Below are 14025 nucleotides of genomic sequence, written 5' to 3'. Positions count from 1 at the left end.
AAATACTGTTTTGCTAATTGGAGTAAATTGGCCATGGTTCGCTAATTTTTAATTTGTCAAAGTTTCATTCATTTTGGTCCTCATAAACACTTAAATTGCACTGTCAATTATTTGTGCTGATCCTTCTTTATAGTTGACTTATGCGAATGGGCTTTTATTTTTTGCCTTGGGTTACTTTTTGTGTAACCAGGCCTGTTTGTTTGTGTTTTAATATCATTTTAGTATCTCCGTTTGGCAAAATTTCTTCTTTTATTAAATAGTGGTCATCGTCATATGAATTCCATTTTTTTTGATGCTCTACGGGTTCATCGCCCCGCCAATCCTCTAATATTACCGGCTCCCATTGTTTGGTATCTGCAGATTTGAAGGCGGCATCCAGAATGGCATTTACTACATAACCATCATAAAAGGTTTCAAGAGGCTGTCTTTTTTCTTCTATGGCATTAAACATATCGGTAAACATATGAGGGTAGCCCAGTTCGTGCGCTTCGTCTCCCACTGGAAATAACCAGCCGGTATTGGATTCTGCTTTTTCCGCAACATAGCCATCACCCCCTTTTCCGGTGGTGAACATTTCGAAGCCGGTGCGTAAAAAGCTATTGATCCAAATAGTGCCTTCTGTGCCCATGACCTCGTCCCTGAGATCCATACCTCCACGAAAGGTCCAACTTACTTCGAATTGTCCAATGGCTCCGTTGGCATATTTTACGAGCCCAATGGCATGGTCTTCGGCATCTATGGGATGAACTTGGGTGTCCGCCCAACACATGACTTCCATGGGTTTTATATTTTTCCCTATGAAATTGCGACTGATTTCCACACAATGGCAACCGAGGTCGATAATGGCGCCACCTCCAGACTTTTCCTTGTCCCAAAACCAATCACTATGTGGCCCAGGGTGCGTTTCCCTCGATTTTGTCCAGAGTACTTTGCCAATGTCGCCACGTTGTATACTTTCCATGGATTTCAAGAATTTGGGAGTATAGCATAAATCTTCCAAATACCCCCCAAAAATGCCGGCTTCCTCGATTAGGTCCAACATGCACTTGGCTTCCTTGGCCGTGCGTCCCAAGGGTTTTGTGCAGATGACATGTTTTTTAAATTTGGCACATTCCCTAACTGCTACTTCATGCAGATGATTGGGTAGGGATATGAGTACAACTTCAACCTCAGGATGGGAAATGGCTTCTTCCATTGAAGTACTATAGTGCGGTAGGTTGTAATCGTCTGCAAACCGTTTGGCATTTTCTTTATTTCGTGAATATACCATCACCAAGTGATCTTTTCTTCTTTGGGAATGTAAGGATTCGGCATAAAATCGGGCTATAAAGCCCGAACCTAGCATAGCAATTTTCATATTGATGTTTTTATATTCCATATGGCCACACTTCGTAATTCCGGTTTTGTTTTGCATTTGGCTCTTTTAGCTATTTTTTTCCGTAAAGAACTGGCAAACAGATTTTATAAGGTGACCAAGTAAATATAAGAATTTTACTTGTACGTACAAGTTTTTAACAAAGGTTTCATTCCTGCCTGAAGGTTGAGTTCAGGTCATGGAGGTTAGGGTCTGTTATGTGAAAAGTATTTACTTAACTTAAATGGATGATATGATTTCACCTAATAAAGGGAAGGGTGGCAGCTCTAAAGCTGGCTGGAGTATTTAAAATTTGAAGTAAGCTATGAATCCCCAGAATTGAAAATAGAGTTTAAAGGTATTATCGTTTTTGTGACTAGAGTGGCCAAAGTTGTATGTCATTGTTATCTGTGCAAGATGAAGGCACAAAAGCTTAAAATTGGTTCTTGGGACCTTCATTATTCTTTCTGTTTTCCAAATCATAAATGGAATCCAGATCTATGGCATGGGTTCTTTTAGAAAAGAACATTCCATGAAGAATTACCAAAATGGTGCCTCCTGCAAAGCAAAGATTCAGTACGAGTATAATGCTTATGATCTGTGACATGATAATTGTTTTTAAAGGTTATACAAATGTCGAAAATAGGGGAAGCTATGTGTTATATAATTATTGCAATCAGTTATATAATTACACTAAAATGGACGGTCTCCATGCTGAAAAGCTTTTTTGTCCAATTTAAACAAAAGCCTTATTTATGGCAATGGCTATTGATTCAATCTAATTTTAATGAAAGATAGTGAGTATATGTAATCCTCTAAAAGGGAATTGTATGGTTGGTAGGATTTTCTGCACAATTGGTTAAAAGCAATTGTTCGTTCAATGGCAATTGATATATTTTGGAACTTGGCGAATGATGTTATTTTCAATTGGACTGCATTATTCCAAATCAACCCAAATATTGATGGAATTGTGCTTTCCAGCAACTACAATTTTATAAAATTTGGAAGGATATTTGTCTAAGTTGATTGTGGTGATATTGCTACAGGCCTTCACCTTTTTGACCAATTTATAGGGGTCGTTTTTGCCATTTTTAAATCCGTTTTCAGTACTCAGATAAACTTTCAATTTCTCATTGTCGTTATAACACTTCCAGTTAAGTGTTAGTTCCTTACCTAGGACCGTAGCCTTTAAATCACTAACGGAAAGCTGGCCTGTTATGGATACCCCATCTATTTCGAATGCTCTATCGCGCGAAGGTGAAATTTCCAAACTTCTGAGCATGGCTGGTAAAATATCCACTATACCTGGGGTGCCTTCCGTAAAATAATTATTTACATCATGGGTATTGGTCACGATCCAAGTTAAACGTTCCCGTTCAGATTGTCCACCATGTCCCTTACCCGTTTCCTTGTCCCTGCCATGGTCTGTAGTGATGAATATTTGCCAATCCTCGCCATAGTTACTTTGTCTAAACTCCATGGCCTTGAACAGTCTCCCTATTTGTTGGTCCATGATAGTAATGGCATTATGAAATTGCTCGCTATCACCGTACCGGTGTCCCATATCATCTGTAAATTCAAGATAAACCCAAGAAAGGTCAGGACTTTCAGCTTTGATGTATCTAGCAGCCTGATTTGCTACTTTCTCATCAATTTTATGTATGTATTGTCGGTCTTCGTCATGGGGAAAGTTTAGGGTATCCAGTTCGAAGCCATCAAAATGATAATTTAATGCCAGGTGATCGGTTTGGGGAAGGCTTTCTCCAACCAGTTTCGTCCTATTGTCCAGCCAAGTAGAGAAAATGGCCGTTTTTATATTGGGCCTATGCTCCTTGGCATATCTAAAAATAGTCCAGTAATTATAATTGGGGTCTTTTATACTGTTGCCCCAGACGTTGTGCTTGTTAGCCCAGGTACCGGTTAGGAGGCTATTGTATCCAACGGCAGAGATGGTAGGCGTTTCCGAATAGCCATCTTTTATGCCCCCAACATAGGCCCTTGTATATCCTCCTTGCTTCGCAATTGCATCCAAGTTGGGCGTGTCCAATTTTTCTATTACGTCTGCAGATATCCCGTCTACAATAACGAACACTATTTTAGTATTTGCTTCTTGCCCGAGGAGGCTGGTGTAATAAATAAAACTGAAAAAAATAAGGAAAGGAATTTTCAAAATGAAGACTGATTATTTGATTATTATAGCCAAAGGTTCAGGTATAAATTTACTTTTAATTTTATTGAAGTGAAACTCCATTATTAAAATCTTTATAAATTTCCGCGTGTTTTAATAAATATTAAGGCAAATGCAATAAAGGTGTTTGTGGTTGATTGTGTTTATTTCTAAAGGGTCGACTTTTGTTAAATGGTAAAGATGGAAATTTCTGGTCTTTTGGATGTTGTTGAAGCTGAAAGCATAAGGGCATGCTTCTTAGTCTTGATTGGCTTATTAAGAAGCCAATTTGGCGTTTAAAAGAAATAAAATTTTGGAAAAATATTGTCTAGGGTTGTTTTAAACTCTTAAAATTGGTGTAATTTTGGCGGACTATTTTCTGTAATCACAGTAATGGGGTATTAGCTCAGTTGGTTTAGAGCGCTGCCTTGACAGGGCAGAGGTCACTGGTTCGAATCCAGTATGTCCCACAATAAATACCTCGATTTTGTACTTATAGGATATCGAGTATTCTTTCCAAGGCCATTCCTCTGGAGCCCTTTATTAGGATAGTGGCGTGTTCTAAAGTACTGTTCTTGAGAGTTTTCCTGAGCTGGTCAAAGGATTTGTACTTGTTAAGCTTACCTTTTGTTTTAAAGAAGTTTTCTCCAATTAAATACACTTGGTCAAAATTCATATTTGTGACCAGATCGGATATTTCTTGATGTTCTTTTTCTGCAGTTTTACCTAATTCGAACATATCCCCTAAGAAAGCAATTTTATGGTTGGCCTTTAACTGTTGAAAGCTCTCTAGTGCAGCCGCCATACTGGTAGGATTGGCATTATAGGCATCCAGAATAATATGATGGCCATTTTTATTGATAATTTGTGAACGATTGTTTTGCGGGGCATAATTTTCCAATCCTTCTTTTATTTTGTCAAGGTCTACGTTAAAGTAATGGCCTATTAAAATAGCGGCACAGCAATTGGTGAAATTGTAGCGGCCCACCAATTGGGTATGAATGTTGGTATCTCCAACGGCTATTTTAACAAATGGATCGGCACTAATAAGTTTTATCCAATAGGATTGATTGTCTTCTTGACTATATCCATATTTTTTAACTACCGAGCCTAATTTGTCTTTTTGAATTGGGTCATCTGCATTGAAAAAAATGGATTTTCCACGGGCAATTAAATGGTCATAAAGTTCACTTTTGGCTTTTATGACACCTTCTTCACTACCAAAACCTTCCAAATGGGCTTTTCCAAAATTCGTTATATATCCGTAGTCCGGCATGGCCAATTTGCATAAAAAGTCTATTTCCTTGGGATGGTTGGCGCCCATTTCCACAATGGCCATTTCAGTATCCGTGCTTATTGAAAGTAAGGTTAAGGGAACACCAATATGATTGTTGAGATTGCCTTTTGTGGCAATGGTTTTGTATTTTCTGGAAAGAACAGCGGTAATGAGTTCCTTGGTGGTTGTTTTGCCATTGCTCCCTGTTAGGCCAATAACTTTTGCAGTGCAATAATTTCTGTGAAATTGGGCCAAATTTTGAAGCGTTGTAAGCACATCCTTTACAAGTATTAGTTTGGTCTTGCCGGCAGTTTCCCCTTCATCTATAACAGCGTATGAAGCACCTTTTTTTAAGGCTTCCAAAGCGTAGGTGTTTCCATTGAAATTATCTCCTTTAAGAGCGAAAAATATACAATTGGGACTTATTTTTCTAGTGTCGGTACAAACCTGTGGAAACTCTAAAAAGAGTTGGTGCAACTGTTCTATTGTCATAAATCTAAGATATAAAAAAAGCCCTTTTTGCAAAGGGCTTCTTAATATTTATTTAAAGGTTGAGCCTATTTGGCTTTCTTACCTCTAGGGGTTTTGTTTTTTGTCTTGGATTTTGAACCTACTCTGGACATAGCGCATCTAAAACCAATATAATCTGTTGCCATATATTGTGGTAAATACCTTCTTTGTGCTGGATCTAACCAATAAGCCCTATCTCTCCAGGAACCTCCTTTGAAAACCCTAACTTCGTCATTTATTAATGAGGTCCTGTTGTTGGATTTGTCATAAGCTCTTATGATATTTCCTGTGGAGTCTACCTGCACTTTGCTCACAGGGGAGTCGTACATTTTCTGTTGATCTTTCTCATCTTCGTCTTCATCGTTAAACCTGTCGTAAAATCTTGTAGAACCTGGCTCGCCATCCCTATATCCACGGTTATCACTGGATGAGAAATTTGTTCTTAAAAAGGTTTCTTGTTCACCTACAGGTACCATTTTTATTTCCCCTGGTAAATTCACGGCTACAATTTTTCCGTTAGGTAGGGTGTCATAAACTATGGAATCCCTAATTACATTTACTTTTCCATCTTTTCCTATGGCCGTTTTCATATAAACGTTACCACGGTAATAGTTAAAGTCACTTACCTCGTCATCTACAATAGGTCGGTATACATCTGCTACCCATTCGGCCACATTTCCGGCCATATCATATAATCCAAAATCATTGGGTTTGTATGACTTAACTTCAGCAGTGATATCGGCACCATCATCTGACCATCCGGCAATTCCGCCATAATCGCCTTTACCTTGCTTAAAGTTGGCCAATTGGTCTCCTCTACCAACTCTTTGACCACTTCTGGTATAGTCACCTTCCCATGGATATTTTTTTCTACCTCTGTAGTTGTTGTATTCCCTACTTCCAATTTGAGCTTGAGCTGCGTATTCCCATTCTGTTTCAGTTGGCAATCTATATTCCGGTAAAATTATTCCTGAACTTCTTTTTGCAAATACGGAAACTGAATCTTTTTTCATTTTCCCCTGTAAGGAGTCTATTTGTCCGTTATATACGGATTCTGGTCTGTTTAGGTAGGCTTCAGTACTAAAACCTCCTTCGGCCTCGCCATTAATTACTTTGTATTTGGCTTCTTCTGATAGATAGCCTTCCCTTTCCAGCATTACTTCATTAACACGGTCTGTCCTCCATTCCGCAAATTGGGTAGCCTGTATCCAGCTGACACCAACCACGGGATATTCCGCATAAGCTGGGTGACGCAGGTAATTGTTGGTCATCGTTTCATTGAATCCCAATCTGTTTCTCCAAACCAAGGTATCTGGCAAAGCACCGGTGTATATATGTACATATTTAGGGTCCTCAGGAGGATAAACACTCTTCAGATAATCTAAATATTCCAAATACATAACGTTGGTCACCTCGGTCTCATCCATATAGAAAGACTGTACGTGCTGCGAGGTAGGGGTGTTGTTCCATTCATGCATTACGTCATCTTGAACCTGACCTCTTGTAAAGGTCCCGCCTTCCACAAAGGTTAAGCCAGGAGCAGTTTCCTGCTCTTTAAAGTCTGAATTGTACTGAAATCCACCTTCCTTGGCGTTAATATTCCAGCCTGTAGCCCTTGAAACATTTTTAGAGGAGGATGAGTTTTTACAACTTGAAAAACCACCCGCTACAATAGCGCAAGAGAGTACAACTTTGATGAATTGTTTTTTCATAATTAGGACTTGAGTTCAAAAGACAAACTCTTCTTAAAGGAGTTTGCGATTCATATTTTATTAATATTTTGTGTCGCTTTCGGCTTATAAAACGATGATTAGGGCATAATATTTTGTTAATGGAAAAAAATTAATCAAATTATTTAACATGCCAATAGCATCGCTTAACTTCAATAACGACTTAAAATTTAATATAGTATGGACATTTGATAATTCTTTAAAAATTATCAATTAAATTGAATTGTAGGGAAATTTTTTACCGCATTGGTCTTTCATATTTTAAAAGGATGGCCTTGTAATGAATTTAATAGGCCTTATTTTTTTTGTAGTTTATATAAGATATTTGGAAAAAGGGCGTTTGAGTATAATGAACCCAAAAGATTTTATTTAGGTTTTGTTGAATAACTATAGGAACCAAGTCTTAATTATAACAAGTAAAAATGAAAAAATTATCACTACTTTTCTTACTTTTCTTGGTGTGTAAAGTTTCTGCACAGGAAGATAGGGTAATAACAACCGCTGTACCTTTTTTGACCATTGCCGCAGACGCTAGGGCATCCGGTATGGGAGATATGGGGGTCGCAACGTCTACAGACGCCTTCTCACAACAATGGAATCCGGCTAAATTTGCATTTGCAGAAAGAAAAATGGGAATTGGGTTGAGCTATACCCCTTATTTGGAAAGTATAATTACGGATATAGCCTTGTTAAGTGCCAATTTTCATAGTAAAATCAATGATCGAAGTGCTTTTGCTTTTGGAATTAGATATTTTACCTTAGGGGAAATTGAACTTAGACAATTTGCAGGAGATCAAGCAAGATTGGCCAAACCCAATGAAGTTGCTTTTGACGGTTCCTATTCTTTAAAACTTAGTGAGACCTTTTCAATGGCCGTATCAGGTCGCTTCATAAGCTCAAATCTTAAATTACCGGATAATGGCAGTGAGGATTCCAAGGCAGCGAGTTCGTTCGCGGTGGATGTTTCCGGTTATTATCGCTCACGGGAAATAGCCTACAATAGTTTTGATGGCCGCTGGAGGGCAGGGTTTAATATTTCAAACCTTGGGAGCAAATTGAAATATGACGACGCCGGGCAAGAAAATTTTCTTCCTACGAATTTGAAAGCAGGTATTGGATTTGACCTTATCCTGGATCAGGATAATGTGCTGGGGCTTACGACGGAATTTAATAAACTGTTGGTGCCTACACCACAAGACTATAATAATGATGGCGTCATTGACGGAACCGATAATGATGAATACCAGCAAACTACTTTTTTTGAAGGAGTTTTTAAGTCATTCGGTGATGCACCGGATGGATTTAGTGAGGAGTTAAAGGAACTTACCTGGGCACTTGGAGCGGAATACACCTATCAAAATGCATTTATGTTAAGAACAGGGTATTTTAACGAAAGTGATCTAAAAGGATCAAGAAAATTCTTCACCTTGGGTGCTGGATTTAGATTTAAATCGGCCCAGGTTGATCTGTCCTATTTATTCTCTTCCTCCAAGGTGAGAAATCCACTGGAGAATACTTTGAGATTTTCCCTTACATTTAATTTAGGGGAGGAATTTTTGAATGATTAGATTAATATATATGATATAGCTTATAAACAAAACCTGCCTACTGGCAGGTTTTGTTTATTTTTACCTAATTGTATAGCATTGTTTAAATATGAATATAAGAAGGATATCGTTTGACCTTGAGGTTTATGGATCTATCCAAGAACTGGAGGAGCATGATCGGGAATTAATGAAAGAGGCAGTGAAAGCTAGGAAAAAAGCTTATTCCCCTTATTCAAAATTTAATGTTGGTGCAGCCGTTTTATTGGAAAACGGTGAAATTGTTACGGGTAACAATCAAGAAAATGCATCCTACCCCTCTGGTCTATGCGCGGAAAGAGTGGCAATTTTTTACGCCTCTGCAAAATACCCTGGAATTGCCATTGAGACAATAGCCATAAGCGCTACCTCCGAAAATTTTGTGGTAAATAAACCTGCTGCCCCTTGTGGGAATTGCAGGCAGTCAATTTCGGAATATGAAATAAAGCAACTTCAGCCAATATCGATAATTATGTCCGGGGAAACAGGGGATGTGTTAAAATGTAGCTCTGTTGCCGACATACTTCCTTTGGCTTTCAATAGTGCCTTTCTTGGTTAGATTTATAAATTGCAGTATTTTACTCACTAAGTGAGATTTGAATGCTCCTACACTTGCCCGCCTGTTCTGTTCGGGCGTAGAAATGTTGTCAGTTGATTCCATCCGATGCCTCTTGGATATGCCCTTTGGTAATTGACTTTGAAATTTTAAGCATTTCTCAACTATTCCCAATTTTGTTGTATATAATTGCTTTATGCGAAGCTTTTGATTTAATTTTTTTTCCTATTGATTTATATATGTATTTTTGTTTTCCATTTTTATCTAAAACTTGTTTTTGATAAATGCGAAATACTACATAAATTATCAATTAATGGAAAAAATAACCAAAGAGGTCTACCTTAAATGGTATGAGGACATGCTGTTCTGGAGAAAGTTTGAAGATAAACTTGCTGCAGTATACATTCAACAAAAAGTTCGTGGATTTTTACATCTTTACAATGGACAGGAAGCTGTTCTTGCAGGAGCATTGCATGCAATGGATCTAACCAAGGACAGGATGATTACCGCCTATAGGAATCATGTTCAGCCAATTGGGATGGGTGTTGATCCCAAAAAAGTTATGGCAGAACTCTATGGTAAAGTTACCGGTACTTCCCAAGGAATGGGAGGGTCTATGCATATTTTTTCCAAAGAACATCGATTTTATGGAGGCCATGGCATCGTAGGGGGTCAAATTCCACTAGGCGCAGGATTGGCTTTTGCCGATAAATATTTTAAGAGGGATGCCGTAACCTTGTGTTATATGGGTGATGGTGCCGTTAGACAAGGTTCTCTTCACGAAAGTTTTAACTTGGCAATGCTTTGGCAATTACCGGTTGTTTTTGTTTGTGAGAACAATGGCTATGCCATGGGGACATCAGTGGCTAGGACTTCACATTCAACCGAAATTTGGAAATTGGGATTGGGATATGAAATGCCTTGTGGACCAGTAGACGGAATGGATCCAGTAACGGTGGCAAAGGAAATGAGTAAGGCTATTGAGCGTGCCAGATCTGGGGGAGGACCAACATTTCTCGAAATGAAGACCTATAGGTATAGAGGTCATTCCATGTCCGATGCACAGCATTATAGAACCAAAGCGGAAGTTGAGGAATACAAGAAGATTGATCCAATATCCCAAGTATTGACTGTAATAAAAGACAATAAATATGCTTCGGATGCACAGATAAAGGAAATTGATGCTAGGGTGAAAAAGTCGGTTATCGAGTGTGAAAAATTTGCAGACGAATCAGATTATCCACCTGTAAACCAATTATATGACATGGTATACGATCAAGAAGACTATCCATTTGTACAACATAAAATATAAGTAAATGGCAGAGGTAATAAATATGCCAAGACTAAGCGATACCATGGAAGAAGGGACTGTTGCTAAGTGGCTAAAACAAGTAGGGGACAAAATAGAAGAAGGTGATATATTGGCGGAAATTGAAACCGACAAGGCTACCATGGAGTTCGAATCTTTTAATGAAGGAACTTTATTATATATTGGAATAAAGGAGGGTGATACGGCACCGGTAGATTCACTTTTGGCCATAATTGGAGAAAAAGGAGAAGATATTTCTGGATTGTTGAATAATTCGTCCTCAGATGCCAAGGATGAAAAACAAGTGGACGCTGCACCCGAGAAGGTTGAAACGGATGCTCCGAAAGCAAATAGTGGAGCCGCTGAAATTCCTGAAGGGGTAGAGATTGTAAAGATGCCTCGCCTTAGCGACACTATGGAGGAGGGTACAGTGGCTACCTGGTTAAAGAAAGTTGGTGACGAAGTTGAAGAAGGGGATATTCTGGCCGAAATCGAGACCGATAAGGCTACTATGGAGTTTGAATCTTTTTATTCGGGTATCTTATTATATGTTGGAATTAATGAAGGGGAAACTGCAGCTGTAGATTCTGTACTAGCTGTAATAGGTCCAAAAGGTACAGATGTTGATGCTGTATTGAGTGCCGGATCAGGTTCTGTTAAAGAAGCAGATAGTACGCCTGAAGTAACTAAAAAGTCTGAAAGTACCTCTACTAATGGCCATGAATCTGCTGCAACTGTCACCAATGATGGTCAAAGAATTTTTGCTTCACCTTTGGCAAAGAAAATCGCTCAAGATAAAGGAATTAATTTAGGGGAAGTTAAAGGTAGTGGTGATCAAGGTAGGATTATTAAAAAAGATGTTGAGGATTATCAGCCAAAACAAAAAACTGCCGATAAAGCTACTCCTGCACAGGATAAGGCTGCATCTACTCAAGCTGCTGTTGCGGCTCCTATTAATTTGCCCGTAGGTCAAGAGGGAACTGAAGAAGTGAAGAACTCACAAATGCGCAAGGTAATCGCCAAGCGTTTGGGAGAATCCAAATTTTCCGCTCCACATTATTATTTGACCATTGAGGTGGATATGGATTATGCCAAGATTTCAAGAGAACAAATAAACGCTTTGCCAGATACCAAGGTTTCTTTCAACGATATGGTGGTAAAGGCTTGTGCAATGGCATTAAAAAAGCATCCGCAAGTAAATACCTCATGGAACAATGAAACCACCCGATATAATAAGCATGTACATATAGGTGTTGCCGTTGCCGTTGATGAAGGTTTATTGGTGCCGGTACTGAAATTTGCCGACCAAATGACACTTACTCAAATAGGTGCTTCGGTTAAGGATTTGGCTGGTAAGGCTAGAAATAAGAAAATTAGTCCGGCAGAAATGGAAGGCAGTACATTTACGGTATCCAATTTGGGGATGTTCGGAATTTCTGAATTCACCTCGATTATAAACCAGCCTAATTCGGCAATACTATCGGTAGGCGCAATTGTCGAAAAACCAGTTGTTAAAAATGGGCAGATCGTAGTTGGTAATACCATGAAGGTAACATTAGCTTGTGATCACAGGACAGTTGACGGAGCCACAGGGGCACAGTTCTTACAAACATTAAGGTCGTACTTGGAGAATCCGGTTACTATGTTGGCATAGGCCAAAAGCCTTTATTTTGATATGGATTTTAAGTTGATTATTTTCCTATCACTGAAATAAAATAGATGACAGGAAGGCACGGTCTTTAAATAATTATAGAAAAAGCATCCTGAATTTCAGGATGCTTTTCACTTTAGAACAATATCATTTCTTATTGGTCATTTGGGCTACTCCTAATTTTTTATGGTGCTTCCATGTTCATATAGGAATAATGATCAATTTTTTCAATTTGTTTAACGATTAAAAATCATTCTATGAAAAATATAATTTGTATTGCAATCCTTTCTGTTATAATTGGGTGTGGTGGCGCTAAAATTGATCAGACCGCTAGCGTATCGCATTTTTCTACAGATGAAAGAGTTGGTGGGATATTAACATATTTGGCCTCTGATGATCTAAATGGAAGGGAAGCAGGTACTGAAGGAATAGATATGGCTGCCAAGTATATAGAGGGAGTTTTCAGAAATAACGGAATTAAGCCCTATTTTGAAAGTTACAGGGATACATTGACCAATTTTGAAAAACCAGCTTATAATGTAGTGGGTTATATTGAAGGTACGGACAAAAAATTAAAAAATGAATTTGTTATAATTGGGGCGCACTATGACCACATAGGTACTGCTGACCCAGTGTCCGGGGATCATATTGCCAATGGCGCCAATGATAATGCTTCGGGAACCACTGCGGTCTTGGAGTTTGCCCGTTATTTTGGGAAGTTTGGAAAGAATAAGCGAAGCATAATTTTAGTCCTGTTCAGTGCTGAGGAAAAGGGGCTTTTGGGGTCTAAGCATTTGGCTAAAAAGCTCAAGGAACAAAATTTAAACCTATATGCCATGCTTAATTTCGAAATGGTCGGAGTTCCTTTGGTGGGGAAAGATTATTTCATGTATGTAACAGGGTATGAGGAATCTAATTTGGCAGATATATGCAACGGCTATGCCAAAGAGAAATTGGTTGGATTTCTCCCAACGGCAAAAGAATTCAACTTGTTTCAAAGATCTGATAATTATCCGTTTCATACAGAGTTTGGGGTTCCTTCCCAAACCTTTTGTACCTTCGATTTTACCAATTTCGACCACTACCATAAAGTTGGTGATGAGGTTTCTATAATGGATTTTGACCATATGGCCTTATTGGTAAATAAAACTATTCCAGTTTTAAAGGATATTATTAATGCCCCTATCAGGGAGATAGAATACAAATAATGGCAAATATTGTAATTACGGGATGTAGCAGGGGGATTGGTTTTCAATTGGCACAGTTGTTTGCCAATGACGGACACAAGGTATTGGCACTGTCAAGAAATAATACGCCTATAGCAGCACTGGGGCATGCCAATATTTCTAGTTTTTCGTTTGATCTGGCCAATATGTTGGATTATGAACAGTTGGATTCTTTCTTAAAAAACAACTGGAATCAGGTAGATGTCCTCATAAATAATGCAGGAAAATTATTGAACAAGCCTTTTTTGGAAACCTCCATGGAAGAATTTGAAGAGGTGTATAAGGTCAATGTTTTTGGAGTGGCAAGTATTACCAAAAGAATAATTCCCTTAATGCCCAAATCTGGGCATGTGGTTACCATAAGCTCTATGGGTGGGGTACAGGGCAGCGTAAAATTCCCTGGATTATCTGCCTACAGTTCCAGTAAAGGGGCCGTAATTACAATGACTGAATTATGGGCGGAAGAGTTTAAGGATTCGGGACCGTCCTTTAATGTGTTGGCCCTAGGGGCGGTACAGACGGAAATGTTGGAAGAAGCTTTTCCAGGATATCAGGCGCCGACCACCGCTTTGGAAATGGCAAACTATATTAGGGATTTTGCACTTACAGGAAATAAACTTTACAATGGTAAATTGTTGCAGGTGTCCAATTCCACGCCTTAAT

The 14025-nt window shown here is 38.7% G+C and carries 11 protein-coding genes and 1 tRNA gene; 7 read left to right on the top strand and 5 right to left on the bottom strand.

What is annotated here, in order from left to right; translation table 11 throughout:
* Positions 1–154 precede the first annotated feature (154 nt).
* The 3 genes from CWD91_RS09840 to CWD91_RS09835 all read right to left on the bottom strand — a co-directional run bounded on the left by CWD91_RS09840 (position 155) and on the right by CWD91_RS09835 (position 3446).
* Positions 155–1414 carry a Gfo/Idh/MocA family protein gene (locus CWD91_RS09840; protein WP_239985721.1) on the bottom strand — a complete coding sequence of 420 codons (1260 nt, stop codon included), beginning with the start codon at positions 1412–1414 and terminating at the stop codon, positions 155–157.
* Positions 1415–1787: 373 nt separating this feature from the next.
* On the bottom strand, positions 1788–1961 hold the full coding sequence (locus CWD91_RS22670; protein ID WP_157943757.1) for a hypothetical protein: 174 nt from the start codon (positions 1959–1961) through the stop codon (positions 1788–1790).
* Between the two features lie 330 nt (positions 1962–2291).
* Positions 2292–3446: an alkaline phosphatase family protein gene (locus CWD91_RS09835; protein WP_239985719.1), complete on the bottom strand. Its 1155-nt coding sequence runs from the start codon at positions 3444–3446 to the stop codon at positions 2292–2294.
* A gap of 470 nt (positions 3447–3916) precedes the next feature.
* Here CWD91_RS09835 and CWD91_RS09830 point away from each other — a divergent pair.
* Positions 3917–3991: transfer RNA gene (locus CWD91_RS09830), tRNA-Val, on the top strand.
* Between the two features lie 23 nt (positions 3992–4014).
* Here the strand turns inward: CWD91_RS09830 and CWD91_RS09825 are convergent.
* Positions 4015–5289: a UDP-N-acetylmuramoyl-tripeptide--D-alanyl-D-alanine ligase gene (locus CWD91_RS09825; RefSeq protein WP_103440810.1), complete on the bottom strand. Its 1275-nt coding sequence runs from the start codon at positions 5287–5289 to the stop codon at positions 4015–4017.
* A 65-nt stretch (positions 5290–5354) separates the two neighbouring features.
* Complete coding sequence (gldJ, locus tag CWD91_RS09820) at positions 5355–7019, bottom strand: gliding motility lipoprotein GldJ (protein ID WP_103440809.1); 1665 nt, start codon at positions 7017–7019, stop codon at positions 5355–5357.
* A 440-nt stretch (positions 7020–7459) separates the two neighbouring features.
* Between gldJ and porV the strand changes: the two genes are divergently transcribed.
* The 6 genes from porV (at position 7460) to CWD91_RS09790 (ending at position 14024) form a co-directional block, all read left to right on the top strand.
* On the top strand, positions 7460–8605 hold the full coding sequence (gene porV, locus CWD91_RS09815) for a type IX secretion system outer membrane channel protein PorV (RefSeq protein ID WP_103440808.1): 1146 nt from the start codon (positions 7460–7462) through the stop codon (positions 8603–8605).
* Between the two features lie 88 nt (positions 8606–8693).
* A complete protein-coding gene (cdd, locus tag CWD91_RS09810; protein WP_103440807.1) occupies positions 8694–9179 on the top strand; it encodes a cytidine deaminase in 486 nt (161 codons plus the stop codon).
* A 310-nt stretch (positions 9180–9489) separates the two neighbouring features.
* The gene (gene pdhA, locus CWD91_RS09805) at positions 9490–10488 is read left to right on the top strand and encodes a pyruvate dehydrogenase (acetyl-transferring) E1 component subunit alpha (RefSeq protein ID WP_103440806.1); all 999 of its coding nucleotides are present in this window, start codon (positions 9490–9492) and stop codon (positions 10486–10488) included.
* Between the two features lie 4 nt (positions 10489–10492).
* Positions 10493–12139, top strand: coding sequence for a pyruvate dehydrogenase complex dihydrolipoamide acetyltransferase (locus tag CWD91_RS09800; protein ID WP_103440805.1), 1647 nt, complete (start codon positions 10493–10495; stop codon positions 12137–12139).
* A 254-nt stretch (positions 12140–12393) separates the two neighbouring features.
* Entirely contained in the window at positions 12394–13344 is a 951-nt protein-coding gene (locus CWD91_RS09795) for a M28 family metallopeptidase (protein WP_103440804.1), read from the top strand.
* Positions 13344–14024, top strand: a complete 681-nt coding sequence (locus tag CWD91_RS09790; RefSeq protein ID WP_103440803.1) for an SDR family NAD(P)-dependent oxidoreductase — start codon at positions 13344–13346, stop codon at positions 14022–14024. The genes CWD91_RS09795 and CWD91_RS09790 overlap by 1 nt, the downstream gene beginning before the upstream one ends.
* Position 14025: the final 1 nt, after the last annotated feature.

Source organism: Arenibacter hampyeongensis (assembly GCF_002909255.1).
Classification (GTDB): Bacteria; Bacteroidota; Bacteroidia; order Flavobacteriales; family Flavobacteriaceae; genus Arenibacter; species Arenibacter hampyeongensis.
This window is presented reverse-complemented; position numbering and strand designations above follow the sequence as displayed.

Coding starts and splice junctions, on each gene's coding strand:
- CWD91_RS09840 (WP_239985721.1), bottom strand. CDS start 1,414: ATGCAAAACAAAACCGGAATTACGAAGTGTGGCCATATGGAATATAAA.
- CWD91_RS22670 (WP_157943757.1), bottom strand. CDS start 1,961: ATGTCACAGATCATAAGCATTATACTCGTACTGAATCTTTGCTTTGCA.
- CWD91_RS09825 (WP_103440810.1), bottom strand. CDS start 5,289: ATGACAATAGAACAGTTGCACCAACTCTTTTTAGAGTTTCCACAGGTT.
- gldJ (WP_103440809.1), bottom strand. CDS start 7,019: ATGAAAAAACAATTCATCAAAGTTGTACTCTCTTGCGCTATTGTAGCG.
- porV (WP_103440808.1), top strand. CDS start 7,460: ATGAAAAAATTATCACTACTTTTCTTACTTTTCTTGGTGTGTAAAGTT.
- cdd (WP_103440807.1), top strand. CDS start 8,694: ATGAATATAAGAAGGATATCGTTTGACCTTGAGGTTTATGGATCTATC.
- pdhA (WP_103440806.1), top strand. CDS start 9,490: ATGGAAAAAATAACCAAAGAGGTCTACCTTAAATGGTATGAGGACATG.
- CWD91_RS09800 (WP_103440805.1), top strand. CDS start 10,493: ATGGCAGAGGTAATAAATATGCCAAGACTAAGCGATACCATGGAAGAA.
- CWD91_RS09795 (WP_103440804.1), top strand. CDS start 12,394: ATGAAAAATATAATTTGTATTGCAATCCTTTCTGTTATAATTGGGTGT.
- CWD91_RS09790 (WP_103440803.1), top strand. CDS start 13,344: ATGGCAAATATTGTAATTACGGGATGTAGCAGGGGGATTGGTTTTCAA.